Source organism: Methylomarinovum tepidoasis (assembly GCF_030294985.1).
Classification (GTDB): Bacteria; Pseudomonadota; Gammaproteobacteria; order Methylococcales; family Methylothermaceae; genus Methylohalobius; species Methylohalobius tepidoasis.
In genome coordinates this window covers 379,664-404,599 of record NZ_AP024718.1, presented here as the reverse complement: position 1 = coordinate 404,599, position 24,936 = coordinate 379,664, and the positions used below count along the sequence as shown (strand labels likewise).

Annotated in this window: 25 protein-coding genes and 1 tRNA gene; 21 read left to right on the top strand and 5 right to left on the bottom strand. The window is 66.6% G+C overall.

Annotated features, from left to right (window positions below; genetic code table 11):
* The first annotated feature begins 2 nt into the window (after positions 1-2).
* From murD to rplI, 14 genes are all read left to right on the top strand, one after another.
* Positions 3-1,352 (top strand): UDP-N-acetylmuramoyl-L-alanine--D-glutamate ligase, encoded by a 1,350-nt coding sequence (gene murD, locus MIN45_RS02025; RefSeq protein WP_286293064.1) that lies wholly within the window; start codon positions 3-5, stop codon positions 1,350-1,352.
* Positions 1,334-2,497, top strand: a complete 1,164-nt coding sequence (gene ftsW / locus MIN45_RS02020; protein WP_286293063.1) for a putative lipid II flippase FtsW — start codon at positions 1,334-1,336, stop codon at positions 2,495-2,497. Before murD ends, ftsW begins: the two co-directional genes overlap by 19 nt.
* On the top strand, positions 2,485-3,561 hold the full coding sequence (gene murG, locus MIN45_RS02015; RefSeq protein WP_286293062.1) for an undecaprenyldiphospho-muramoylpentapeptide beta-N-acetylglucosaminyltransferase: 1,077 nt from the start codon (positions 2,485-2,487) through the stop codon (positions 3,559-3,561). The genes ftsW and murG overlap by 13 nt, the downstream gene beginning before the upstream one ends.
* 43 nt (positions 3,562-3,604) lie before the next feature.
* Positions 3,605-4,984 (top strand): UDP-N-acetylmuramate--L-alanine ligase, encoded by a 1,380-nt coding sequence (gene murC, locus MIN45_RS02010; RefSeq protein WP_286294098.1) that lies wholly within the window; start codon positions 3,605-3,607, stop codon positions 4,982-4,984.
* Positions 4,981-5,886 (top strand): UDP-N-acetylmuramate dehydrogenase, encoded by a 906-nt coding sequence (gene murB, locus MIN45_RS02005; protein WP_286293061.1) that lies wholly within the window; start codon positions 4,981-4,983, stop codon positions 5,884-5,886. The genes murC and murB overlap by 4 nt, the downstream gene beginning before the upstream one ends.
* Complete coding sequence (locus tag MIN45_RS02000) at positions 5,883-6,806, top strand: D-alanine--D-alanine ligase (protein WP_286293060.1); 924 nt, start codon at positions 5,883-5,885, stop codon at positions 6,804-6,806. The genes murB and MIN45_RS02000 overlap by 4 nt, the downstream gene beginning before the upstream one ends.
* A complete protein-coding gene (locus MIN45_RS01995) occupies positions 6,793-7,512 on the top strand; it encodes a cell division protein FtsQ/DivIB (RefSeq protein ID WP_286293058.1) in 720 nt (239 codons plus the stop codon). Before MIN45_RS02000 ends, MIN45_RS01995 begins: the two co-directional genes overlap by 14 nt.
* Complete coding sequence (gene ftsA, locus MIN45_RS01990; RefSeq protein ID WP_286293057.1) at positions 7,505-8,740, top strand: cell division protein FtsA; 1,236 nt, start codon at positions 7,505-7,507, stop codon at positions 8,738-8,740. Before MIN45_RS01995 ends, ftsA begins: the two co-directional genes overlap by 8 nt.
* A gap of 47 nt (positions 8,741-8,787) precedes the next feature.
* A complete protein-coding gene (gene ftsZ, locus MIN45_RS01985; RefSeq protein ID WP_286293054.1) occupies positions 8,788-9,954 on the top strand; it encodes a cell division protein FtsZ in 1,167 nt (388 codons plus the stop codon).
* Between the two features lie 51 nt (positions 9,955-10,005).
* Positions 10,006-11,241 carry a mannose-6-phosphate isomerase, class I gene (gene manA, locus MIN45_RS01980; protein WP_286293051.1) on the top strand — a complete coding sequence of 412 codons (1,236 nt, stop codon included), beginning with the start codon at positions 10,006-10,008 and terminating at the stop codon, positions 11,239-11,241.
* Positions 11,242-11,432: 191 nt separating this feature from the next.
* Positions 11,433-11,852 (top strand): 30S ribosomal protein S6, encoded by a 420-nt coding sequence (gene rpsF / locus MIN45_RS01975; RefSeq protein ID WP_286293049.1) that lies wholly within the window; start codon positions 11,433-11,435, stop codon positions 11,850-11,852.
* A gap of 19 nt (positions 11,853-11,871) precedes the next feature.
* The gene (gene rpsR / locus MIN45_RS01970; RefSeq protein ID WP_286293048.1) at positions 11,872-12,099 is read left to right on the top strand and encodes a 30S ribosomal protein S18; all 228 of its coding nucleotides are present in this window, start codon (positions 11,872-11,874) and stop codon (positions 12,097-12,099) included.
* Positions 12,100-12,119: 20 nt separating this feature from the next.
* On the top strand, positions 12,120-13,019 hold the full coding sequence (locus MIN45_RS01965) for a DUF2232 domain-containing protein (protein WP_286293047.1): 900 nt from the start codon (positions 12,120-12,122) through the stop codon (positions 13,017-13,019).
* Between the two features lie 26 nt (positions 13,020-13,045).
* Positions 13,046-13,495 (top strand): 50S ribosomal protein L9, encoded by a 450-nt coding sequence (rplI, locus tag MIN45_RS01960; RefSeq protein ID WP_286293046.1) that lies wholly within the window; start codon positions 13,046-13,048, stop codon positions 13,493-13,495.
* A gap of 268 nt (positions 13,496-13,763) precedes the next feature.
* Here rplI and MIN45_RS01955 read toward each other — a convergent pair whose 3' ends face one another.
* Together MIN45_RS01955 and MIN45_RS01950 are read right to left on the bottom strand one after the other, a co-directional pair.
* Positions 13,764-14,360, bottom strand: a complete 597-nt coding sequence (locus tag MIN45_RS01955; RefSeq protein ID WP_286293045.1) for a hypothetical protein — start codon at positions 14,358-14,360, stop codon at positions 13,764-13,766.
* Positions 14,361-14,387: 27 nt separating this feature from the next.
* Positions 14,388-14,825 (bottom strand): hypothetical protein, encoded by a 438-nt coding sequence (locus tag MIN45_RS01950; protein ID WP_286293042.1) that lies wholly within the window; start codon positions 14,823-14,825, stop codon positions 14,388-14,390.
* Positions 14,826-14,967: 142 nt separating this feature from the next.
* Between MIN45_RS01950 and metH the strand changes: the two genes are divergently transcribed.
* The 5 genes from metH (at position 14,968) to MIN45_RS01925 (ending at position 20,727) form a co-directional block, all read left to right on the top strand.
* Positions 14,968-18,636 carry a methionine synthase gene (gene metH, locus MIN45_RS01945; protein WP_286293040.1) on the top strand — a complete coding sequence of 1,223 codons (3,669 nt, stop codon included), beginning with the start codon at positions 14,968-14,970 and terminating at the stop codon, positions 18,634-18,636.
* A gap of 153 nt (positions 18,637-18,789) precedes the next feature.
* On the top strand, positions 18,790-19,050 hold the full coding sequence (locus MIN45_RS01940; RefSeq protein ID WP_286293037.1) for a cupin domain-containing protein: 261 nt from the start codon (positions 18,790-18,792) through the stop codon (positions 19,048-19,050).
* Positions 19,050-19,238 carry a hypothetical protein gene (locus MIN45_RS01935; protein ID WP_286293035.1) on the top strand — a complete coding sequence of 63 codons (189 nt, stop codon included), beginning with the start codon at positions 19,050-19,052 and terminating at the stop codon, positions 19,236-19,238. The genes MIN45_RS01940 and MIN45_RS01935 overlap by 1 nt, the downstream gene beginning before the upstream one ends.
* 86 nt (positions 19,239-19,324) lie before the next feature.
* Complete coding sequence (locus MIN45_RS01930) at positions 19,325-20,275, top strand: SPFH domain-containing protein (RefSeq protein WP_286293033.1); 951 nt, start codon at positions 19,325-19,327, stop codon at positions 20,273-20,275.
* On the top strand, positions 20,272-20,727 hold the full coding sequence (locus MIN45_RS01925; RefSeq protein WP_286293031.1) for an NfeD family protein: 456 nt from the start codon (positions 20,272-20,274) through the stop codon (positions 20,725-20,727). The genes MIN45_RS01930 and MIN45_RS01925 overlap by 4 nt, the downstream gene beginning before the upstream one ends.
* Positions 20,728-20,740: 13 nt before the next feature.
* Here the strand turns inward: MIN45_RS01925 and mepK are convergent, their stop codons facing one another.
* The gene (gene mepK, locus MIN45_RS01920) at positions 20,741-21,307 is read right to left on the bottom strand and encodes a peptidoglycan L,D-endopeptidase MepK (protein WP_479691241.1); all 567 of its coding nucleotides are present in this window, start codon (positions 21,305-21,307) and stop codon (positions 20,741-20,743) included.
* A 53-nt stretch (positions 21,308-21,360) separates the two neighbouring features.
* Here mepK and MIN45_RS01915 point away from each other — a divergent pair, with 53 nt between their 5' ends.
* Positions 21,361-22,983, top strand: a complete 1,623-nt coding sequence (locus MIN45_RS01915) for a L,D-transpeptidase family protein (protein ID WP_286293029.1) — start codon at positions 21,361-21,363, stop codon at positions 22,981-22,983.
* 42 nt (positions 22,984-23,025) lie between these two features.
* Positions 23,026-23,116, top strand: a tRNA-Ser gene (locus MIN45_RS01910).
* Between the two features lie 210 nt (positions 23,117-23,326).
* Here the strand turns inward: MIN45_RS01910 and MIN45_RS01905 are convergent.
* Positions 23,327-23,833 carry a DUF3426 domain-containing protein gene (locus MIN45_RS01905; RefSeq protein WP_286293028.1) on the bottom strand — a complete coding sequence of 169 codons (507 nt, stop codon included), beginning with the start codon at positions 23,831-23,833 and terminating at the stop codon, positions 23,327-23,329.
* Between the two features lie 122 nt (positions 23,834-23,955).
* Complete coding sequence (prmA, locus tag MIN45_RS01900; RefSeq protein ID WP_286293025.1) at positions 23,956-24,825, bottom strand: 50S ribosomal protein L11 methyltransferase; 870 nt, start codon at positions 24,823-24,825, stop codon at positions 23,956-23,958.
* Positions 24,826-24,936: the final 111 nt, after the last annotated feature.

Here is a 24,936-nt window from a genome sequence, read left to right as displayed (position 1 = left end):
TGATGACCGGACTGGACACCTTGCTGGGGAGTGAACCGCGGGTGGCGGTGGTGGGCCTGGGCCGCACCGGCGTGTCGGTGGTGCGTCACCTGCACGCCCGCGGCATCGACTGTCTGGCGGCGGACACCCGTGACCGGCCGCCCGGGCTTGAAAGTGTGCGTCGGCTGTCCGGCGTCAGCGTGTTCACCGGCGGCCTTTCGGCAAGCATCCTGAGCTGGGCCACCCATCTGGTGGTCAGCCCCGGCGTGCCGCTGGACCGTCCCGAGATCCGCGCCACTCTGGAACGCGGCGTCGCCCTGGTGAGCGACGTCGATTTGTTCGCCGTGGCCGCCGCCGCGCCGGTGGTGGCGGTCACCGGCTCGAACGGCAAGAGCACGGTCACCACCCTGGTGGCGGAGATGGCCGCCGCTTCCGGTCTGCAGGTACGGGCCGGCGGCAATCTGGGGGTGCCGGCGCTTGAATTGCTGGACGATGCGTGTCAGCTATACGTACTCGAGCTGTCGAGCTTTCAGCTGGAACGCAGCCGTTATCTGCGGCCGCTGGCGGGCGCGGTGCTCAACCTCAGTCCCGACCATCTGGACCATCACCGCGATTTCGCCGCCTATACCGCCGCCAAGGGCCGCTTGCTGCGCTGGAGCCGGTGGCGGGTGGTCAACGCCGACGACAGTCAGGTGATGCAGCTGGCCGGACGGCAGCCGCAGCGGCTGGTGCGATTCGGCCTCGATGCCGGGGCCGACTGGCACCTCCAGTCCCACGGGGGGCAGACCTGGCTGGCCTGCCGCGGCGAACCGCTGCTGGCGGCGACGGAGATCCCCCTGCGCGGGCGTCACAACCTGGCCAACGCTCTGGCGGCGCTGGCATTGGCGGAAGCGGCGGGACTCCCCAGGGAGGCGGCGTTGACCGCCCTGCGCGGCTTTGCCGGTCTGCCGCACCGGATGCAGACGGTGGCCGAGATCGACGGTGTGACCTGGATCAACGACTCCAAGGGTACCAACGTCGGCGCCACCGAGGCGGCCATCGCCGGCCTGGCGGGGCCGATCGTGCTGATCGCTGGCGGCGACGGCAAGGGGGCGGATTTCACCCCGCTGCGCGCCGCAGCCGCTGGCAAGGTGAAGGTGGCCATCCTCTACGGCCGCGACCGCCAGCGCCTGGCGGATGCCCTGGCGCCGGCGGTTCCAGTGGAATTGGTGGAGGATCTGGATCAGGCGGTGGCGGCGGCGCGGCGTCAGGCCTGCGCCAGCGATACGGTGCTGCTGTCGCCGGCCTGCGCCAGCTTCGACCAGTTCCGCGACTATCAGGCCCGTGGCGATCACTTTACTGCGTTGGTGCAGCGATGGCAGTCGGCAGCGTGACCCTGATCTCCCCCCGCGCCGCCCCTGCCTGCGACGGGCCGTTGCTGGCGCTCAGCGCGGCGCTGACCGGACTGGGGCTGGTGATGATGACCTCGGCTTCGGTTCACCTGCACGGCGGGGGGCTGGATTTCGCCGTGCGACAGGCGCTGCATCTGGGGCTGGGAGTGGCGCTGGCCTGGGGGGTGTGGCGCTGCCCGCTGCGTTTCTGGCAGCGGACCGGGCCGCTGTGGCTGCTGCTCGGTCTGGCGGCGCTGGTGGCGGTGAAGCTGCCAGGAATCGGGGTGACGGTCAAGGGCAGCACCCGCTGGCTCGACTTGGGAATCACGCGGCTGCAGGTGTCGGCGCCGTTCAAGCTGGTGGCGATGATCTATCTGGCCGGTTATCTGGTGCGCCACGGCGAGGCGTTGCGGCGCGAGTCCCTGGCGCTGCTGCGCCCCCTGGTGCTGCTGGGGGTGGGGGTGGGGCTGCTGCTGTGGGAGCCGGATTTCGGCGCCGCCGCCGTGCTGCTGGCGGCCGCCACCGCCCTGTTGTTCCTGGCCGGCGCCCGCCTCCTGCCGGTGCTGGGCCTGTTCGCCCTGGTGGGCGTCGGTGCGGTGTTGCTGGTGATCTTCGAGCCTTATCGCATGCGGCGGGTGATCGGTTTTCTCGATCCCTGGGCCCATGCGCGTGACGAAGGGTATCAGCTGGTGCAGGCGCTGGTCGCCTTTGGCCGGGGCGGGCCTTTCGGCGTCGGCCTGGGCAACAGCGTCCAGAAGATGTTCTATCTGCCCGAGGGGCACACCGATTTCATCCTCGCGGTGATCGGCGAGGAGCTGGGTTGGATCGGCGTGGCGGGGATCCTGGTCGCCTTCGGAGCGTTGCTGTGGCGTATCTTCCGCACCGCCGAACTGGCCGCCCGCGCCGGTGAGGCCTTCGGCGCCTGGCTGGCCTACGGCATCGGTCTGCTGCTGGGGCTGACGGCGCTCATCAACATGGGGGTCAACCTCGGCGTCCTGCCCACCAAGGGATTGCCGCTGCCTCTGGTCAGTTACGGCGGCAGTGCTCTGTTGTGCGACCTGGTGGCCCTGGGGCTGGTGCAGCGGGTGTATGCCGAGGCGCGGGAAACGCTGGCGGCGACGCCCGGGAGGAAGCCGTGGCGCAGGTGATGATTCTCGCCGGCGGCACCGGCGGTCATGTGTTTCCGGCCCTGGCGGTGGCCGAGTGGCTGCGCGACCACGGTCACGAGGTGGTGTGGATGGGCGGCGCGCGGGGGCTGGAGCACCGGGTGGTGCCCGCCGCCGGTTTCCCCCTGGACGCCATCGCTGTCGGCGGCTTGCGGGGCAAGGGCGCGGGCAGGCTGGCGCGCGCGCCGGCGATGCTGCTGCGGGCCCTGTGGCAGGCCGGGCGGGTGTTGCGCCGCCGCCGTCCCCAGGTGGTGCTGGGGATGGGAGGGTATGCTGCCGGCCCCGGTGGGCTGATGGCCCGGCTGCAGGGAATCCCGCTGGTGATCCACGAGCAGAACCGGGTGCCCGGCACCACCAACCGCTGGCTGGCGCCCTGGGCGAAACGGGTGCTGGAGGGCTTTCCGGGCACCTTCGCCGACGACCTGAAACCCTGCTGGACCGGCAATCCGCTGCGCTGTGAGATCGCCGCCCTGGGGCCGAAGCCGGCCCACGACGGCCCGCTGCGATTGCTGGTGGTCGGCGGCAGCCTGGGGGCGCAGACCCTCAACGAGGTGGTCCCCCGGGCGCTGGCCCGGGTTTCGTCGCCGCTGCAGGTGTGGCACCAGTGCGGCCGGGGGAACGCGGCGGCGGTCTTGGCCGCCTACCGCCAGGCTGGCGTCGCAGCCAGGGTGAGCGAATTCATCGACGACATGGCGGCGGCGTGGCGGTGGGCGGATCTTGCGGTCTGCCGCGCCGGGGCGATGACCGTGAGCGAGCTGGCGGCCGCCGGGGTGGCGGGAGTGTTGGTGCCCTATCCCCACGCCATCGACGACCATCAGACTCGCAACGCCGAATACTTGGTGCAGCGCGGGGCGGCGCGGCTGCTGCCCCAGGACCGGCTCACCCCGGCCCGCCTGGCGCAGACCCTCGCCGAGTTGGTGGGCGCGCCGCAGAGGCTGCGGGCGATGGGCGCCGCCGCGCGCCGCGCCGCCCGTCTGGACGCCACTGAAACCGTGGCCCGAATTTGTCTGGGAGAGATCGATGGTACCCAAAATCCAAGTTCCTGAAGCCCGGCCATTGGCGGCCGGCAACGATGCGGTGCGGCAGCGTATGGCGACCATCGGCCGCATCCATTTCATCGGCATCGGCGGGGTCGGCATGAGCGGCATCGCCGAAGTGCTGGCCAATCTTGGTTACCGGGTGTCCGGCTCCGACGTCCGCGACAGCCTGGTGCTACAGCGCCTGCGCAGCCTCGGTGTCGCGGTGAAGGTGGGGCACGACGCCGCCCAGGTCGTCGGCGCCGACGTGGTGGTGGTTTCGAGCGCGGTGGATCCGGCCAATCCCGAATGGGCCGAGGCCCGCCGCCGCCGGATTCCGGTGATCTCGCGGGCGGAGATGCTCGCCGAGCTGATGCGCTTCCGCTTCGGCGTCGCCATCGCCGGCACCCACGGCAAGACCACCACCACCAGCCTGGTGGCCAGCATCCTGGCCGAAGGCGGGCTGGATCCCACCTTCGTCATCGGCGGCCGTCTCAACAGCGCCGGCAGCAATGCCGGGCTCGGCACCAGCCCTTATCTGGTGGCGGAGGCCGACGAGAGCGACGCTTCCTTCCTCCATCTGGCGCCGATCATGGCGGTGGTGACCAACGTCGACCGCGACCACATGGGCACCTACGGGGGCGACTGGCGGCGGCTGCAGGACACCTTCGTGGCATTTCTCCATCAGCTGCCGTTCTATGGTCTGGCGGTGATGTGTCTGGACGATCCGGGGGTGGCGGAGATCCTGCCGCAGATCCACAAGCCGGTGCTGACCTACGGCTGCCATCCCCAGGCCGACCTGCGTGCTCGCCGGATCGAGCCGTCGGGGCTGAAGACCCGCTTCGTGGTCGAGGGCCGGGGGCTGGCGCGGCCGCTGCCGGTGGAGCTCAACCTGCCCGGCCGCCACAATCTGCTCAATGCCCTGGCCGCCATCGCCATCGCCCTGGAACTGGGGGTCGGCGCCGCGGCGATCCAAAAGGCCCTGGCGGGGTTCGCCGGTATCGGCCGGCGTTTCCAGGTGGCTCATCTGCCCTGGAAAGGCGGGGAGATCGTGCTGGTGGACGATTACGGCCATCATCCGCGGGAACTGGAGGCGACTCTGATGGCCGCCCGCCAGGCGTGGCCGCAGCGGCGCCAGGTGTTGGTGTTCCAACCCCACCGCTACAGCCGTACCGCGGAGCTGTTCGACGATTTCGTGCGCGTGCTCGCCGATGTGGACGCGCTGCTGTTGCTGCCGGTCTATGCGGCGGGCGAGGCGCCTCGTCCCGGCGCCGACAGCGAGGCGCTGGCACAGGCCCTGCGGGAGGCCGGGCAGACGGTCATCGAGGTGGCGGATCTGGCGGAGGTGCCGGCGGTTCTCGAATCCCGGCTGCGGGCGGGGGACGTGGTCCTGACCCTGGGGGCGGGCAGCATCGGCCGTCTGGCGTCACGATTGCAGGAGATCTGGTCATGAACGCGGTCGCCCGGGCAGCCCTTGCCGAATTGCGGGGGACCCTGGAATACCGGGTGCCGCTCGCGCCCTTCACCACCTGGCGGGTGGGCGGGCCGGCAGAATGCCTGTTCAAGCCGGCGGACCGTGACGACCTGATCCGCTTCCTGCGGCAGCTGCCCCCGGACGAACCCCTGACCTGGTTGGGTCTGGGCAGCAACGTGCTGGTGCGCGACGGCGGCGTGCCGGGGACGGTGATCGTCACCGCCAAACGGCTGGGCGACATGCGTTTGGAGGCCGACGGGCGGGTGTACGTGGAGGCCGGGGTGCCCTGCGCCCACGTGGCCCGCTTCTGCAGCTTGCACGGCCTGGGGGGGACCGAGTTCCTCGCCGGCATTCCGGGCACCTTCGGGGGCGCCCTGGCGATGAACGCTGGCGCCTTCGGCGGCGAGACCTGGGTGTGGGTGGACGAGGTGGAGACGCTCGACCGCCGCGGCCGGGTTCACCGCCGCAGCCCGCGGGAATACCGGGTCGGTTACCGCCAGGTCGAGGGGCCGCCGGGGGAATGGTTCCTGGGGGCTTGGCTGAAGTTGCAGCGCGGCGACATCGGCGCAGGCCAGCACCGTATCCGCGAGCTGCTGGCGCGCCGCAACCGCACCCAGCCGACCCGCTGGCCCAATTGCGGCTCGGTGTTCAAGAATCCGCCCGGAGACCATGCGGCCCGCCTGATCGAAGCCTGCGGCCTGAAGGGGCGGCAGATCGGCGGTGCCAGGATCTCGCAGCAGCACGCCAATTTCATCATCAACACCGGCACCGCCACCGCCGCCGACATCGAGCATCTGATCGAGCTGGCCCGGGCCGAGGTCGAGGCCCGCTTCGGCATCCTCCTGGAGCTGGAGGTGCGCATCATCGGAGTCGCCCCATGAAGATCGACGATCCCCGGCAATTCGGCAAAGTGGCGGTGGCCATGGGCGGCACCAGCGCCGAGCGGGAGATTTCTCTTACCGGCGGCCGGGCGGTGACCGCAGCCCTGCAGCGCCAGGGGGTGGACGCCGTCGCGGTGGACATCGGCAACCGGCCGTTGGCGGCCCTGGGCGGCAAGGGCTTCGACCGGGTCTTCAACCTGGTTCACGGCCGCGGCGGCGAGGACGGGGTGCTGCAGGGATTGCTGGAGGCGTTGGGGCTGCCCTATACCGGCAGCGGCGTGCTGGGATCGGCTTTGAGCATGGACAAGCTGGCCACCAAGCTGTGCTGGCGCGGGGCCGGGCTGCCCACGCCGGACTGGGTGGTGCTCCGGGAGGCGGGCGATCTGGCGGCGTGTGCCGACCGCCTGGGTTTCCCGCTGATCGTCAAACCGATTCTGGAAGGCTCCAGCATCGGCATGAGCAAGGTGGAGACGGCGGCGGAACTGGCGGCCGCCTGGGAAGCGGCCCGGGACTACGGTCCGGTGATGGCCGAGGCATGGATCGACGGCGAGGAATATACCGCGGCGATGCTGCAGGGCGAAATGCTGCCTCTGATCCGTTTGGAAACGCCGCGGGCCTTCTATGACTTCGAGGCCAAGTACCGGGCCGACGACACCCGCTATCTGTGTCCTTGCGGTTTGCCCCTGGCCGGGGAGCGGGCGCTGCAGCAACTGGCCGCTCGGGCCTGCGAGGTGTTGCGGGTCAGCGGCTGGGCTCGGGTGGACCTGTTCCGCGACCGTCAGGGGCGGCCGTGGCTGATCGAGGTCAACACCGTGCCGGGAATGACCGACCACAGCCTGGTGCCGATGGCGGCGCAGGCGGCCGGTCTGGATTTCGAGCGTTTGGTATGGCGTATTCTGGAAACCAGTGTCGCGCGCTAAAACGGTCCTGTGGGGGCTGGCATTGATCGGTATGATGGGAGCCATGGTGGAACGAATGCGGGAAATGGACAGTGGACCGCCCCAGGTGCGGATCGTCGGTCCGCTGCGTCACGTCCGCATGGCGGCGCTGAAGGAGGCCGTCGTTCCGCACCTGCGCGGTTACTGGGGGACGGATCTGACCGCTGTGGCCGCTGCCGTGCGCCGGCTTCCCTGGGTGGCGGCGGCGCGGGCCGAGCGGATCTGGCCCCGGACCTTTCAGATCGAGCTGCGGGAGCAGCGCCCTGTGGTACGCTGGGGGAATGCCTCCCTGCTCAATGCCCGAGGAGAGAAGTTCACTCCGGCCGACGACGTCCGCGAGTATGCCGGTCTCCCCCTGCTGAGCGGCCCGGAAGGCTACGAATCCCGCCTGCTGACCGCCTACCGCTGCATGGGCGCAGCCCTGGCGCCCCTGGGCTGGCACATCGTCCGCCTGCAGGTGGATTCGCGCCGCAGCTGGCGCCTGGAAACCCGCGAGGGGATGACCCTGGTGCTCGGCCGGGTGCGTCCCGAGGCCGCCTTCGAAGGGGTGGCGCGGGCGCTGGGGCAGCTGACGGCGGACGTCCGCCGCCGCATCGGCTACGTGGACGCTCGTTACAACCATGGCTTCGCGCTCCGCCTGCGCGAGCCCGCCACCGAAGTGAAACACACGCAAGCGCAGCATGGCTAAACGCAAAGACCAGAACATCCTCGTCGGCCTCGACATCGGCACCTCCAAGGTGGCCGCCATCGTCGGCGAATACAATCCCGAAGAGGACGAGATCGAGATCGTCGGCATCGGCACCCATCCCTCCACCGGCCTCAAGAAGGGGGTGGTGGTCAACCTCGAGTCCACGGTCCAGGCGATCCAGCGGGCGGTGGAGGAGGCCGAATTGATGGCCGGGTTCCAGATTCATTCGGTCTATGTCGGCATCGCCGGCAGCCACATCCGTAGTCTCAATTCCCACGGCATCGTCGCCATCAAGGACAAAGAGGTGACGCCAGCCGATGTGGAGCGGGTGCTCGATTCCGCCAAGGCGGTGGCGATCCCCGCAGACCAAAAGTTGCTCCACGTCCTGCCCCAGGAATACATCATCGACAGCCAGACCGGCATCAAAGAGCCGGTGGGCATGGCCGGCATCCGCCTGGAGGCCAAGGTCCACATCGTCACCGGGGCGGTGAGCGCGGCCCAGAACATCGTCAAATGCGTGCGCCGCTGCGGTCTGGAGGTGGAGGACATCATCCTCGAACAGCTGGCCTCGGCCCATGCGGTGCTGAGCGAGGACGAACGCCACCTCGGCGTGTGCCTGGTGGACATCGGCGGCGGCACCACCGACATCGCCATCTACACCGACGGCGCCATTCGCCACACCGCGGTGATCCCCATCGCCGGGGACCAGATCAGCAACGACATCGCCGTCGCCCTGCGCACCCCGACCCATCACGCCGAACGCATCAAGATCGAACACGCCTGCGCCTTGACCCAGCTGGCGGACATCGACGACGTGATCGAAGTGCCCAGCATCGGCGACCGCCCGCCGCGGCGGATCTCGCGCCACAACCTGGCCGAGATCGTCGAGCCCCGCTGCGAGGAGCTGCTGATGCTGATCCAGGCCGAGCTGCGCCGCAGCGGCTTCGAGGATCTGATTCCCGGTGGGGTGGTGCTCACCGGCGGCAGCGCCAAGCTGGCGGGCTTGGTGGAACTGGCGGAGGAAATCTTCCACATGCCGGTGCGGTTAGGAATGCCGCGCCACGTCACCGGGCTCACCGATGTGATCCGCAATCCCGCCTATGCCACCGGTGTGGGGCTGCTGCTGTTCGGCCGCCAGCATCAGCGGCTGCCGGGGCTGGACGACGAGGTTTCCGGCCTGCGGGCGCTGTGGCGGCGAATGTGCAGATGGTTTCAGGGGAATTTTTGACGATTTTTGTCGTGTCGAAAACAAGCCTAGAGGAGAGGAGCAATACCATGAAATTTGAAATGGTGGACGATTACGGGCAGAACGCCGTCATCAAGGTGATCGGCATCGGTGGCGGTGGCAGCAATGCGGTGGACCACATGGTCAACAGCAACATCGAGGGGGTCGAGTTCATCTGTGCCAACACCGACGCCCAGGCCCTGCGCAAGTCGGCGGCCAAGCACGTGCTGCAGATCGGCGCCGAACTGACCAAGGGGCTGGGCGCCGGGGCCAACCCGGAAGTGGGCAAGCAGGCGGCGATGGACGACCGTGACCGCATCCAGGAGCTCATCCAGGGGGCCGACATGGTGTTCCTGACCGCTGGCATGGGCGGCGGCACCGGCACCGGTGCGGCGCCGGTGTTCGCTGAGATCGCCAAGGACATGGGCGTGCTGACGGTGGCCGTGGTGACCAAGCCGTTCCCCTTCGAGGGCAACAAGCGCCGCGCCATCGCCGAGCAGGGCATCGAGGAACTGAGCCGCTACGTCGATTCCCTCATAACCATCCCCAACGAGAAGCTGCTGCCGGTGCTCGGCAGCCAGGCGTCGCTGTTGCAGGCCTTCGCCGCCGCTAACGACGTGCTGCTGGGGGCGGTGCAGGGGATCGCCGAGCTCATCACCCGTCCCGGCCTCATCAACGTGGACTTCGCCGACGTGCGCACCGTGATGTCGGAGATGGGCATGGCGATGATGGGCACCGGCAGCGCCAGCGGTGAGGAGCGGGCCCGCAAGGCGGCCGAAAGCGCCATCGCCAGCCCCCTGCTGGAGGACATCAACCTCCAGGGCGCCAAGGGCATCCTGGTCAACATCACCGGCGGTCTGGACCTGTCCATCGGCGAGTTCGACATCGTCGGCAATACGGTCAAGGAGTTCGCCTCCGAGGATGCGGTGGTGGTCGTCGGCACCGTCATCGATCCGGAGCTGCAGGACGAGATCCGCGTCACCGTGGTGGCCACCGGCTTGGAAGGCGGTCGCAGCGCGGCCGAACCGCCGGTGCGGCTGGTGGAAAAGAAGGCCGATGGCGAGGTGGACTACGAGGAGCTCGACCGCCCGGCGGTGATCCGGCGCCAGCCGGAACGGGTGCGCAAGCTCAACGTGCCGAGCGGCACGCCGGCCGCCCAGGAGGACGATCTCGACTACCTCGACATTCCCGCCTTCCTGCGCCGGCAGGCGGACTGACGGGCATACGGAGGCCCCGGCCGGGGCCTCCTATACCAAAGCTGGAGCGCCATGATGCAGGACCGAATCGAGCGGGCGATCACCGCTTTCCGCCGTGATCCGGCCCCGTTGCCCCTGTTCTGCGGGGTGCAGCACTACGCCTGGGGGGATCCCGACTACATCCCCCGGCTGCTGGGAATCCCCAATCCCGAGCGCAAACCCTTCGCCGAACTGTGGATCGGGGCCCATCCCGATCTGCCGGCCCAGGCGGTGATCGATGGCGTCAAGGTGCCGCTGGACCGGCTGCTGGCCGCCGCACCGACGCAATTGCTGGGGGAGCTGGCCGACAAGTATCATGGCCAGCTGCCGTTTCTGCTCAAGATCCTGGCGGCGGCCCGGCCGTTGTCGATCCAGGTGCATCCCGACAGGCGGCAGGCGGAGGCCGGCTACGCGCGGGAGGAGGCGCAGGGCGTCCCGCTGGATTCGCCCCGGCGCAATTACCGCGACCGCAACCACAAGCCGGAACTTCTGAGCGCCCTGACGCCCTTCTATGCCCTCAAGGGCTTTCGCCCCGAGGCGGAGATCGAGGCGGAACTGGCGCGCATTCCCGAATGGGCGGGATTGCTGCGGCGGCTGCGGGAATGCGGCCTGAGGCGCTTCTACGAGACGCTGATGACCTTGCCCCAGGCCGAAGTGGACGCCCTGCTCGGGCCGGTGCTGCAGCGGCTGCAGCGGGAAGGCCCGTGGTCGAAAGAACAGCGGGAATTCTGGTTCCTGTGGGCCGATGAACTTTACTCCCAGGCGGGCCATCACGACCGGGGGCTGTTTTCCATCTTCCTGCTCAACTTTCTCCGTCTGCGGCCGGGGGATGCGATCTTTCAGGCCGCCGGCGAACTCCACGCCTACCTGCAGGGAGTGGGGGTGGAGATCATGGCCAACTCCAACAATGTCCTGCGCGGCGGTTTGACCCCCAAGCACGTGGACGTGCCGGCGCTGCTGGAGATCGTCAGGTTCGAGGGGCGGCCGGCGGAAATCCTGCGGCCGGTGTCGCACGGCATGGAGGCCGTCTATGAAGTCCCGGTGGACGAGTTTCGCCTCAGCCGTATCGAGCTGGCTGGCGGAGACGTTTTCGACGCCTCGGGAGCCCTGCGCCTCGGCATCGTGCTCGAAGGCCGATGCCAGATCACCTGGAGCCGGGGGAGGATTTCGTTGCGCTGCGGCCAGTCCTATCTCATTCCTCACGGGTTTTCGTGCCGTTTCGAGGCCGTCGAGCCTGTAATCCTCTATCAGGGAGCCTGCCGGCGCTGAGGTGCCTGGCGTCTGTCAGTTTCCGGCAGCCCCTTCCCAGCCCCCTCCGGCAGATGGATGATGGGACTTTCCGGCCATTGTTTCCCTGTCCTCAAGCGGCTACAATTAACCGTTTATCACGGCGAATGTTCCCATTCGCTCCTTGCTTTACTACATCGGGTAGAAAGCTGTTCAAACCGTAAGGAGCCATTATGCGACACTACGAAATCGTGTTCCTGGTCCATCCGGACCAGAGTCCGCAGGTGCCCGCCATGCTCGAGCGCTACCGCGCCATGATCGAGGACAAGGGCGGCAAGATCCACCGGCTGGAAGACTGGGGCCGGCGTCAGTTGGCCTATTCGATCCAAAAGCTGCACAAGGCCCATTACATCCTGATGAACATCGAGTGCGATCAGGAAACCATCGCCGAGCTGCAGAGCCATTTCCGCTTCAACGACGCCATTCTGCGCGAGCTGATCATCCAGCGCGACGAGGCGGTCACCGAACCGTCGCCGATGGCTAGACCCAAGGAAGCCGAGGCGGCCGAGCGCCGGCCCGCATCTTCGCCGTCTTCGGCCGAAGAGAAGCCGGCCGAGGCCAAAGCCCCCGCAGGCGAACCCAGCGAATCCTGAATCGAACACGAGGTAAACCATGGCACGTTTCATCCGACGCCGTAAGTACTGCCGCTTCACCGCGGAGGGAGTCAAGGAGATCGACTACAAGGATCTCGACACCCTGAAGGAATACATCACCGAGACCGGCAAGATCGTCCCCAGCCGCATCACCGGTACCAGCGCCAAGTATCAAAGGCAGCTCGCCAAGGCCATCAAAAGGGCCCGCTATCTAGCGCTGCTGCCGTATTGTGACGCCCACAAGTAAGCCAGCCTGCGGCAGTGTCGATGCGCTTTCTCGCCAGCTTCATCATGCAGGGCCGGATGCAGGCCATCGCGGTGGCAGCGACCGCCCTGATGCTGTCGCTGCTGTTTCCGCCCCTGAGCTTGCTGGCGGCGGCGGTGGTGGCGCTGGTGACCCTGCGTCTGGGCTGGCGCGAAGGGCTCAACACCCTGCTGGCGGCAGGTCTGGCCGCAGGGCTTTTAGGGGCCATCGTGTTGGGGAATTTCATCTTTCCCGCCGCCTACGGTCTGCTGCTGTGGCTGCCGGTGTGGGGGACGGCCCTGTTTCTGCGCCTGAGCCGCGACCTGGGGCTGACGCTGGCCCTGCTGACGGTGATCGGCATGGCCGGGGTGATTCTGGTGTACGCCGTTGTGAGCGATCCGGCGGATTTCTGGTATCAGCGCCTCCAGGCCGTGTTCGGGCCGGTCTGGCGCCAGGCCGGTGTCGACACCGCTTTGTGGCAGCCGCAGCTGGTGACCATGACTCGTTACATGACCGGCATCATGGCGGCCGGGATGGTTTCCAGTCTGGCCCTGAGTTTGATCTGGGGACGCTGGTGGCAGGCGCTGCTCTACAATCCCGGTGGTTTCCGCCGGGAATTTCTGACGTTGCGCTTGCGCCCCTCCCTGGCCTGGTTCACGCTCGCCCTGGTGGTGCTGGGGACGTTTGCCGACGGCAAGCTGCACGAGGTGCTGGTGAACGTAGGGATCGTGCTTTTCGTCCTCTACGTGTTCGCCGGCGTCGCCGTCCTGCACGCCATCCTCGCCGCCCGCAACATGCGCGGTTGGCTCTATGGCCTTTACATTCTGATGGCGCTGGTGCCCCACGTTTTCCTGCCGCTGGCGCTGGTGGGCCTGAGCGATGCCTGGTTCGACTGGCGCAGCCGTTTTTTGCCGGCTGAATAATTCATTGACTTCGAGGTACAAGACCCATGGAAGTGATTCTGCTTGAAAAAATCGCCAATCTGGGCGATCTGGGCGACCGGGTTGACGTCAAGCCCGGCTATGCCCGCAACTACCTGATTCCCCAGGGCAAGGCCGTACGGGCCACGCCCGAGCGCATTGCCGAGTTCGAGCAGCGCCGGGCGGAACTGGAACGCAAGGCCGCCGAGGCGTTGCAAGCGGCCCGGGAGCGGGCCGAAAAACTGGCCGAGTTGGAGGTGGTCATCACCCAGAAGGCAGGTCCGGAAGGCAAGCTCTACGGTTCCATCGGCACCCAGAATCTGGCCGAGGCCATCACCGCCGCCGGGGTGTCGGTATCGCGTCAGGAGGTGCTGCTGCCGGAAGGGCCGCTGCGCCAGACCGGCGAATACGAGGTGGAGCTGCGGCTCCATCCGGACGTTACCGCCACCGTCAAAGTGGTGGTGCAGCCGGAAGCCTGAGCCTCCCCGGTATCCGGAAGCGAAAAGGCGGATCGCAAGATCCGCCTTTTTTGTACAGAAAAGGCGGCCACAGTCTCTGACCGCCTTCAAATCCACCCCGTCACGATGGCTGCAACACGTCTGGCTCCAATTATAGGATCTTGGCCGGTCGGCGTTTTGATGTGGATCAAATCCACGAATCGCCAGTATTGTAGGCTGGCTGTACTGGAGAATGAAAAAGGCGGGCCTGCAGGCCCGCCTGTTCTGGTTCCAAAGTAGTTTGGAAAGCTCAGTAGGGTTGGATCCCCATGACCTTCATGGCGATGTAGAGGGTCAACCGCAGAATGCCCAGCAGCGTGGCCAGGGCCAGGGCGGTGGCGAGTACCAGCAGCAGGGTTGAACCCATCTCGCCCATTTTGGCTTGGAACCAGCCGTTGAGCTTCTCCCACTGGGCGGCGATCTTGTTCGAGAAGAACTTCAGGCCCACGGCAGTGGCGATCACCAGGGTCACGATCATCGGTGGGATCAGGTTCTCGACCTGAATCCTCACTTCCTGGTCCAGGTTTTCGCCATAGACGGCGAAGTAGTTGACCAGAAACGACAGCGACTGCACCGTCACCATCGACAGGCCGAAGGAGAGGATGAACTTGTCCACCGCCGGGTTCCGGCTCAGTTTGAGATCGTCCAGATACAGTTTGACGATCACGTAACCGGGCAGGAACATGATCAGGATGGCGCTGAGGATCTTCTTGGCCAGGTCGATGGGCGAGGTGGTGGTGAAGACCGAGAAGATGACGATGAAGATGACGCTCACCACGCCGATCCCGGCCCACATGATGAGATCGCTTTTGTACTTGCTCTGAAGCGTTTCGGTTTCGTTGGACATGGTTGTAGCCTCCCAGACTGGAAAAGGTTATTGACGCTTGAAGAAGTAGAAACCTTCGACACCGCCCTGCAGAACCATGCGGTCGTTCTGCAGGTCGTAGACCCGGTAACGCAGCTTCTTGCCGGGACGGCCGGGCACATCGCTGACGATCATGCAGTTTTCGATCTCGTAGTGGAAGGTCTGGGTGTCGTTGCGTTTGAAGTGGCGGTTGTAGCCGGAAGTCACCAGGGTGCCGTCAGGACGGAAATCCCAGGTGCGGTTCTCGGCGATGCGCTGACCGGTCGCCCGGGGGGCGACTTCCACCAGGGTCCATTTGCCCAGGATGGGCTTGGCGTCCTGAAGACAGACCGGATTGCGGTCGCTCTTGTCGGCGGCGGCGGCCTGTTTGCGGATCGTAACCGCCTGGCTCACGCTGGCGATGCCCAGAAGGGCGGCGAGTAAGACGAGACTGATGGGTTTGTGCATGGTAGTTCTCCTGGCTGGATCGTTCTTTTGGTTGTGCAAACCGTTGTCATTATCGCAAAACTGCCGGTAAAAATTGAGGCAATCCTCCCGAAAACCCGTGGTAAAGTTCCCCGGTTCCATCCATACAAGACCGCGATCGACCATGACCGATTCCGTTTCCACCCGCATCCGCCAGCAACTGCAGCGCCGCATCCTGCTTCTCGACGGCGCCATGGGCACCATGATCCAGAGGTACGGCCTGACCGAGGCCGACTACCGCGGCGCGCGTTTCGCCGACTGGCCTTCGGATCTGAAGGGCAACAACGACCTTCTGTCCTTGACCCGCCCGGAGATCATCGGCGAGATCCACCGCCGCTATCTCCAGGCCGGGGCCGACATCATCGAAACCAACACCTTCAACGCCAACCGCATCAGCCTGGCGGACTACGGGATGGAGAATCTGGCGCGGGAGATCAACCTGGCCTCGGCGCGCCTGGCCCGGCAGGCGGCGGATGAATTTGCCACCGACGACAAGCCCCGCTTCGTCGCCGGGGTGCTCGGTCCCACCAACCGCACCGCCTCCATCTCCCCCGACGTCAACGATCCCGGCTTCCGCAACGTCACCTTCAGGGAGCTGGTGGACGCCTACGCCGAGGCCCTGGCGGGGCTGATCGAAGGCGGCGCCGATCTGATCCTGATCGAGACCGTGTTCGACACCCTCAACGCCAAGGCGGCGGTGTTCGCGGTGTTGGACCATTTCGAGCGCACCGGCAGCCAGCTGCCGATCATGATCTCCGGCACCATCACCGACGCCTCCGGCCGCACCCTGTCGGGCCAGACCGCAGAAGCCTTCTGGAATTCCCTGCGCCACGCCCGGCCCCTGTCCTTCGGCTTCAACTGCGCCCTGGGGCCGGACGAGCTGCGCCAGTACGTGGAGGAGATCTCCGGCTACGTGGATGCCTTCGTCTCCGCCCATCCCAACGCGGGGCTTCCCAACGAGTTCGGCGGCTACGACCTGACCCCGGAAGACATGGCCGCAGAGATCCGCGAGTGGGCCGAGGCTGGCTTTCTCAACATCGTCGGCGGCTGTTGCGGCACCACCCCGGACCACATCCGCGCCATCGGCGAGGCGGTGGCCGGTCTGTCACCGCGGCAGGTACCCAAGCCTAAGGTGGCCACCCGGCTGTCCGGGTTGGAACCACTCAACATCGATGCCGATTCCCTGTTCGTCAACATCGGCGAGCGCACCAACGTCACAGGTTCGGCCCGTTTCCGCCGCCTGATTCAGGCCGAGGACTACGACACCGCCCTGGAGGTGGCCAAGCAGCAGGTGGAAAACGGCGCCCAGATGATCGACGTCAACATGGACGAGGGCATGCTCGACTCCAAGACGGCGATGGTCAAATTTCTCAATCTGGTGGCCGCCGAACCCGACATCGCCCGGGTGCCGGTGATGATCGACTCCTCCAAGTGGGCCGTGATCGAGGCCGGCCTGCAGTGCATCCAGGGCAAGGGCGTCATCAACTCCATTTCCCTGAAGGAGGGCGAGGAAACCTTCCTGGAACACGCCCGCCTGGCGCGGAAATACGGGGCGGCGGTGGTGGTGATGGCCTTCGACGAGCAGGGCCAGGCCGACACCTTCGAACGCAAGGTAGAAATTTGCACCCGCGCCTACCGGCTGCTGCGGGAAAAGCTCGATTTTCCGCCCGAGGACATCATCTTCGATCCCAACGTGTTCGCCGTTGCCACCGGCATTCCCGAACACCGCCGTTACGGGTTGGACTTCATCGAGGCGGTGGCGGCGATCAAGCGGGATCTGCCCCACGCCAAGACCTCCGGCGGCATCTCCAACGTCTCCTTCTCCTTCCGCGGCAACGACTACGTGCGCGAGGCCATTCACGCGGTGTTCCTCTACCACGCCATCAAAGCCGGCCTCGACATGGGCATCGTCAACGCCGGGCAGCTGGCCATTTATGAAGAAGTGCCCCGGGACCTGCGCGAGGCCATCGAGGACGTGATCCTGTGCCGCCGCCCAGACGCCGACGAGCGCCTGCTGGAAATGGCGGAGAAATACCGCGGCGAAGGCGCCGCGACCGCCAAGGAGGACGCCGAATGGCGTAGCTGGCCGGTGGAAAAGCGCCTCGAACACGCTCTGGTCAAGGGCATCACCGACCACATCGACGAGGACACCGAGGAGGCCTACCGCAAGCTCGGTAGCCCCCTGGCGGTGATCGAAGGGCCCCTGATGGCGGGGATGAACGTGGTCGGGGATCTTTTCGGGGCCGGCAAGATGTTCCTGCCCCAGGTGGTCAAATCCGCCCGGGTGATGAAGAAGGCGGTGGCCTATCTGTTCCCCTATCTGGAGGCCGAGCGCAAGGAGGGGGAGACCGCCGGCAAGATCCTCATGGCCACGGTCAAGGGCGATGTCCACGACATCGGCAAGAACATCGTCGGCGTGGTGCTGCAATGCAACGGCTTCGAGGTGGTGGACCTGGGGGTGATGGTGCCCGCCGACCAGATCCTCCACAAGGCCAAAGAGGCGCAGGTGGACATCATCGGCCTGTCCGGTCTCATCACCCCGTCCCTGGACGAGATGGTTCATGTGGCCAAGGAGATGGAGCGGCAGGGGTTCGACATCCCGCTGATGATCGGCGGCGCCACCACCTCCAGGGTCCACACCGCGGTCAAGATCGATCCCCACTATTCGGGGCCGGTGGTGTACGTCACCGACGCTTCCCGCGCCGTGGGGGTGGCCGGCAGCCTGCTCAGCGCCGAGCTGCGCGAGCCCTACCTGGCCCGGCTCAAGCAGGAATACGATCAGGTGCGCGAGCGCCATGCCAAAAAGCAGGACCGCACCCAGCTGCTACCCATCTTCGAGGCGCGGCGCAACCGTTTCCAGGACGACTGGACCGGCTATCGGCCGCCGGCACCGAAGCGGCCGGGCATCCACGTCCTCGACGACTATCCCCTGGACCGGCTGGTGCCCTACATCGACTGGACCCCGTTCTTCCACGCCTGGGAGCTGGCCGGCAGCTATCCGAAGATCCTCGACGACGAGATCGTCGGCGCCGAGGCCCGCAGGCTGCTGGCCGACGCCCGGCGGATGCTGGAACGGATCGTCGCCGAAAAATGGCTCAAGGCGCGGGCGGTGTTCGGCCTGTTTCCCGCCCAGAGCCGCGGTGACGACATCGCCGTCCAGACCGGGGCTGGGGAGGTGATGCTTCACCACCTGCGCCAGCAGCACCGCAAGCCTGCCGGTCAGCCCAACTACTGCCTTGCCGACTTCATCGCTCCCGAGGCGAGCGGCGTGCAGGACTGGATCGGGGCGTTCGCGGTCAACGCCGGCATCGGCATCGACAGGCACATCGAACGTTTCGAGGCCGAGCACGACGACTACCGCGCCATCCTCCTCAAGGCCCTGGCGGACCGCCTGGCCGAGGCCTTCGCCGAGCACCTGCACGAGCGGGTGCGGCGCGAGTTCTGGGGTTACGCGCCGGACGAGCAGCTTTCCAACGAGGACCTGATCGCGGAGAAATACCGCGGCGTCCGCCCGGCCCCGGGCTATCCGGCCTGCCCGGACCATACCGAAAAGCGCACCCTGTTCGATCTGATTCAGGCGGAAAAGAACGCCGGTCTCGTCTTGACCGAAAGCTTCGCCATGGTGCCTACGGCGGCGGTGAGCGGCTGGTATTTCTCCCATCCCCAGGCCGTCTATTTCAACGTGGGCAGAATCGGCCGCGACCAGGTGGAAGACTACGCCCGCCGCAAGGGCTGGACGTTGGAAGAGGCGGAGAAATGGCTGGCGCCGAATCTAGCCTACACGCCCGATTGAAGCGCTGTTCCAGGAAGACGCCGGGAGGACGTGTATGGGGAACGCCGTGAATCCATCCCTGGAGGGCTTGACAGCGGCCATCCGGGCCGCTGACATCCCCATACACGTCCTCCCGGCGCTACTAGAACCATGTCACGAAGAGGAGGTGAACTTATGAAAATCGAAGTCCGCAAACCCTCTCCCCAGGAAACCGCCGCCATGCAGCAGTGTCCCGTCTGGGAGAAGGAACCGTCCGAATTCCCCTGGCACTATAACGAACGGGAAACCTTCCTGGTGCTGGAGGGCGAGGTGACCATCGAGGCCGGCGACCAGACCGTCAAGATCGGCCCCGGCGATCTGGTCACCTGTCCCAAGGGACTGGACTGCGTCTGGAAGGTGCACAAGCGGATTCGCAAGCATTACACCTTCGGCTGATGCCAAACGGTTTGCTGCCCGAGGGCGAGAACCTGCGCAAAGCCGTCCGCTGGCTGGCGGAGCAGCAGGACCATTCGGCCAGGACCGTGCAGGAGGCGGCCCGCCGCTTCGACCTGTCGCCGGCGGACGAGGAATTCCTGCTGCGTCACTTCGCCGAGACCGACCGCCAGGATTCCAAAAGCGACTGAAGTCCCTGGCCTTTCCGAAACGGGCTATATTTGAGAGGAGCAGGCGAACCGGCCTGCAAATCCGACAGTCCCGACGGGAGGTGCCCATGTCCACGTTTTTCATCGTGCTGCTGCTCGTGGCGGCGGCCATCATCTTCGCCGGCGTCAAGCTGGTGCCCCAGGGTTGGGAATACACCCTGGAACGCTTCGGCCAGTACACCCGCACCCTTTCGCCCGGCTTGCATCTGATCGTGCCCTTCGTGGAACGGGTCGGACGCAAGGTCAACATGATGGAGCAGGTGCTCGACATCCCCAGCCAGGAGGTCATCACCAAGGACAACGCCATGGTCCAGGTGGACGGTGTGGTGTTCTACCAGGTGCTCGACGCGGCTCGCTCCGCCTACGAGGTCAACAACCTGGAGCTGGCCATCCTCAATCTCGCCATGACCAACATCCGCACCGTGATGGGGGCGATGGACCTGGACGAGCTGCTGTCCAACCGCGACGCCATCAACGAGCGCCTGCTGACCGTGGTCAACGACGCCACCATGAACTGGGGGGTCAAGATCACCCGCGTCGAGATCAAGGACATCACCCCGCCCAAGGACCTGGTGGACGCCATGGCCCGGCAGATGAAGGCCGAGCGTGAGAAGCGGGCCCAGATTCTCGAGGCCGAGGGCCAGCGGCAGGCGGAAATCCTCAAGGCGGAAGGGGAAAAACAGGCCGCCATTCTCCAGGCCGAGGGCGAGAAGGAAGCGGCCTTCCGCGAGGCCGAGGCCCGCGAGCGCTTGGCCCAGGCCGAGGCCAAGGCGACCATGATGGTGTCCCAGGCCATCGCCAAGGGTGACGTACAGGCGATCAACTACTTCGTGGCCCAGAAGTACGTGGAGGCCCTCAAGGACATCGCTGTCGCCGATAACCAGAAGCTGATCATGATGCCGCTGGAGGCCTCCGGGGTCATCGGTTCCATCGCCGGGGTCGCCGAACTGGCCAAGGAAGCGCTGGGCCAGGAGAAGCGGGAGGAACCGGAACCACCCCCTTTCGGTAGCCGCCGATGAGCTGGCAGCTGCCCCTGTGGAACTTCTGGTTCTGGGCCAGCCTGGCGCTGCTGCTGGTGCTGTTGGAGATCCTGATTCCGGGGGAGTTCTTCCTCTGGTTCGGGGTGGCGGCGCTGTTGACCGGGCTGGTGTCGCTGCTGACTCCGGTGTGGCAGTACCAGCTCGGGGCCTTCGCCGTCCTTTCCGTGGCCAGCATCGCCGTAGCGGTGTGGCGCCTGCGGCGTCGCCCGCTCAAAAGCAGTCGGCCCCTGCTCAACCGGCGCTTGCAGGCACTGGTGGGTGAAGTGGGGGAGGTGCGCACTCCGATCCCGCAGCACGGCCGCGGGGAGGTCTATGTGGTCGGTTCCCTGTGGCCGGCGGTGGCCCGCCGCCCCCTGGACCGAGGCACAGCGGTGAAGGTGCGCCGGGTGCGGGGACTGGTGCTGGAAGTGGAACCGTTGGCGGAGTCGTGAGCGTTGGCGGCCCTCAAGCGCCCCAGGTCCGCACCCGGCCGGTGTCCACATGGATGAAGTTGGACTGGGTGTAGAGCCCTACGCCCCCGCGCTTCAAAGCCAGGGCAGCGCGGTAGAGGTGATGAAGCGCCACCCCCGGCAGGCGGATGTCGATGGCGCGGCCCTGCATGTGATAGCTGTGTTTGGCGACGCCCTTGCTGCGTTTGCGTAACATGGCGTTGGTGGCCGGGGAGCGGTAGGCGGAAATGATGTGGAAGGGACGGTCGCCGCTGGCGGTCCCCTGCTGCAGGGCGTGAAGGATGTCCAGCACCCCCGGGTCGATGGCGTGGACCTCGCCGGTGCGGAAATCGCGCAGAAAGTGGCTGATCTCCCCCAGGGCGTCGGGCAGATAGCGATGGCCGTCGTGGTATTCCACCCGCAGGCGTTCTTCCGTGTGCAGGTGGAAGAACGCCAGTTCCCGGGGTTTGGCGCTACGGGCGCGGGCCGGGCGCAGGGCGGCAAGGGTGACGGCGCCGGCGGCCATGCCAGTCAGAAACCGGCGCCGGGAAGGGTTCGGTCGCGAACGGAGGCTGTGCTTCATGGATCGAAGGTCGAGGAAGTGTGACGAAATTTCCATTTCTGAGTATGACGGATTTGTTTCGAAGTGCAAGCGCTTGGGGTTGCTTTCTCTGGCTGCTGGCCGGTACGGCCCTGGGCGGGTTGTCCCCGGCAACCATCGAGCAGCGTTTCGAGCTGGTGGCCGGTGACCATATTCTCCAGGTCGCCAGCGAGCGGGTGACCGAGCCGCAATTGCTGACGGCGGTCTACGAGCAGGCCGGCTTCCGGCCGTTCTGGGACCGGCCGCAGATGTTGCGGGCCTTGCGGGCATGGATCGAGCGGGCCGGGGACGAGGGGCTGAACCCCGACGACTACCACCGCACCCGCCTGGCGCAAGGAAAACTGGCGCCGCTGGACCGCGAGCTGCTGGCGACCGACGCCTTTCTGACCCTGGCGCTGCATCTGGCGACGGGAAAGGCCGATCCCGGGCGGTTGTTTCCCGGCTGGAACTTCGCGCCCCGGGTGTCCCTGCCCTTAAGTCCGGCCCGTTTGACCGCCGTGCTGGCGCAGGGGGAGATCAGCGCCTATCTGCAGGAATTGCTGCCGACGGGCGGTTATGCCGCGCTGCGTGAAGCGTTTCTCCGCTATCGCCGCCTCGCCCGCCAGGGAGGCTGGCCGGCGCTGCCGCCGGGAAAGTCCCTGCGGCTCGGGGAGCGCGGTGAGCGGGTGGCGATCCTGCGCCGGCGGCTGATTGTGAGCGGGGATCTGGCGCCGGGGGACGCTGGAGAGGATTCCCTTTTCGATGAAGCTTTGGAAGCGGCGGTCAGGCGCTTCCAGACCCGGCATTTCCTCGAGGCGGACGGTGTGGTCGGACGCCGCACCCGCCAGGCTCTGAACGTGCCGGCCGGGCGGCGCGCCGCCCAACTGCGGGTGAACCTGGAGCGTCTGCGCTGGCTGCATTACGCCCTGCCACGGACCTATCTGCGGGTTGAGGTGCCCGCTTTCCGATTGCGGTGGATCGAAGGCGGCCGCACGATCTGGCAGGCTGCGGTGCAGGTCGGCCGCCCCCGCTTCCCCACCCCCATCTTTCACGACCGCATCACGTATTTGGTGTTCAACCCCACCTGGACCGTACCCCGCAGCATCGCCCGCCGGGAGCTGGCGCCCAGGCTGGTGCAGGATCCTGCCGGATTTCTCCAGCGTCACCACATGGATCTGCTCACCCCGGACGGCCAGGTGGTGGATCCTGCGACCGTGGACTGGACCGCGATCACACCGCGGAACTTTCCCTATATCCTGCGCCAGCGCCCCGGCCCGGACAACGCCCTGGGGCGGGTCAAGTTCATGTTCCCCAACCGTTACCACGTCTATCTGCACGACACTCCCAGCCAGGCGCTGTTCCACAAACCCCGCCGCGCTTTCAGCCACGGTTGCGTCCGGGTCGCCCACGCCCTGGAACTGGCGCAGGCGCTGTTGCACGCCAACGGCCCCGGCTGGGACCGGCAGCGGATCGAAGCTCTGCTGGCGCAGGGAGAAACCCGGCCCATCGTGCTGGAGCGGCCGATGCCCATCTATCTGTTGTATCTGACCGCTGCCGTCGATGCGGAAGGGCAGGTCGAGTTCCGTCCTGATCTTTACCGCCGCGACGGCGAGGTCCTCCGTGCCCTCGGCGAGGAAGCGGCCGAGAAGGCCGTGGCATTGAGCCTGGTGGAGAACTGAGAGGAAAATTTCGACCCGGTCGTGTAAAATAGCATAGTTCTCGGAGAGGTGCCGGAGCTGGCCGAACGGGCCTGACTCGAAATCAGGTGTGCGCGCAAGCGCACCGAGGGTTCGAATCCCTCCCTCTCCGCCAAAACACAGAAACGCCGGTTTTCTGAATCCGGCTTTTTTGTGCCTGTAATCCCGTCTTTACCGGGCCTTCCGGCCCAGGTAACCGCACTTCGGACTCACCCCGCTATCCCGCCATCATGCGGCGCGGATGTCCACCTCGTACTGAACACCCACAGATGGCTCTGGTGCAGACGGTGGTCTTCGTAGCGTTTGAGGCGCAGGTTGGGCAGGGTCATGACAGAAGCTCGAATTGGAAGCCGCCCACCTCCCGTTTGGGGGCGGCCAGTCGCAGTTCGACGAAGATCATCCGGTAAGGAGGCATCAGGGGTGGATTGCGGGTCTTCAAGTATTCCTCCGGTTTGAAGATGCGGGCGGCGATGGGGGTGCCGTCCAGGGCGGTCAGGGTCAGTTTCAGGAGCGGATAAGGCTGGGGGTAGGGCGTCTGGTTGACGATGACCAGATGGAAATCGTACGCGTCGGCCCGGTCCCTGGCGGGATAGAGGGCACGGTCCACCACCTGGATTTCGTTCAGGCTGCGGAAGGGCGGCAGCCGGCAGCCGAGGCCGTGGCAGAGGGTTTCCAGCACGGGGCGCAGCTGCGGGATCTGCGCCAGCCGGTCTTTCGCGGCCAGGAAGATCTGGACCAGCAGCAGCACGCCGAGCACGGCAGCAAACCAGTACCAGTGGCCGCCGCCGGAGGGGGCGGCGTCTTCGGCCTCGGGCAGGGGGGATTCCTTCATCGGGGTTTCCTCCGCAATTTCCACCGTCGTTTCCTGGGCGCGGCCCGGCTCCGGCAATTCCAGCAGGTAGCCACTGGGCCTCGATGCGATAGACCGTCCCCCCTGGGTGCAGTGGAAGTACGTTAGTATTTTAGACCGTGCAGCCGTCCCCAGCCTTCCAGCACCGCCGGTATGTCGAAGTCGAAGTGTTCCCGGTAAGCCTGCCTCACCGCCGGCAGCTGGCTTTCGAGCACGCCGGAGAGCACCAGCCGGCCGCCGCTTTTGGTCAGGGCCGTCAGGCGGGGGGCGAGTTCCACCAGCGGGCCGGCGAGGATGTTGGCGATGACGATGTCGGCCGCTTCCATGAGCATCCGGTCGGGGTCGCAGCAGTGCAGGCGGTCGGCGACCCGGTTCTTGAGGGCGTTGTCGCAGGTGGCGCTCAGGGCCTGGGGATCGATGTCGCAGGCGACGGCCCGCTCGGCCCCCAGCAGTAGGGCGGCGATGGCGAGGATGCCGGAGCCGCAACCGTAGTCGATCACGGTTTTGCCGGCCAGCGGCGCCTCGGCGAGCCATTCCAGGCACAGGGCTGTGGTGGGGTGGGTGCCGGTGCCGAAGGCCAGGCCGGGGTCGAGGGTCAGGCAGACGGCGTCTGGATCGGATGGGGTCTGGCCGCTGGGACAGACCCACAGGCGGCCGAAATTCAGCGGTTGGAAGTGTTCCAGCCAGGCCCGTTCCCAGGGCTGGTCGGCCAGGGTTTCGTGGAGCCAGTCCTGGAGCTGGGGGAATTCGGCCTGGAGCCGGTCGGCGATGGCGTGGGTGTCGGTGTCCGGATCGAACAGGGCGGTGGCGCGGGTCTGCTGCCATAGCGGGGTTTCGCCCGGCAGCGGCTCGAACAGTTCCTCGTCGTCGCCCTCGGAGAAGGTGACCGCCTGGGCGCCGAGCAGGTCCAGACGGTCACTGACCTCATCGGCCAGCGCTTGTGGCAGGGTGAAGGAGAGCTGACGCCAGGCCATCGTGGTTCCGTTCCGTATGTTTAATCCAACCACAGGGTCGCAGGCGGCGGGAGACGGTCTGCGGGGACGCTGTGAATCCATCCCTGGACGCTCGATACTCGGCCGTCCAGG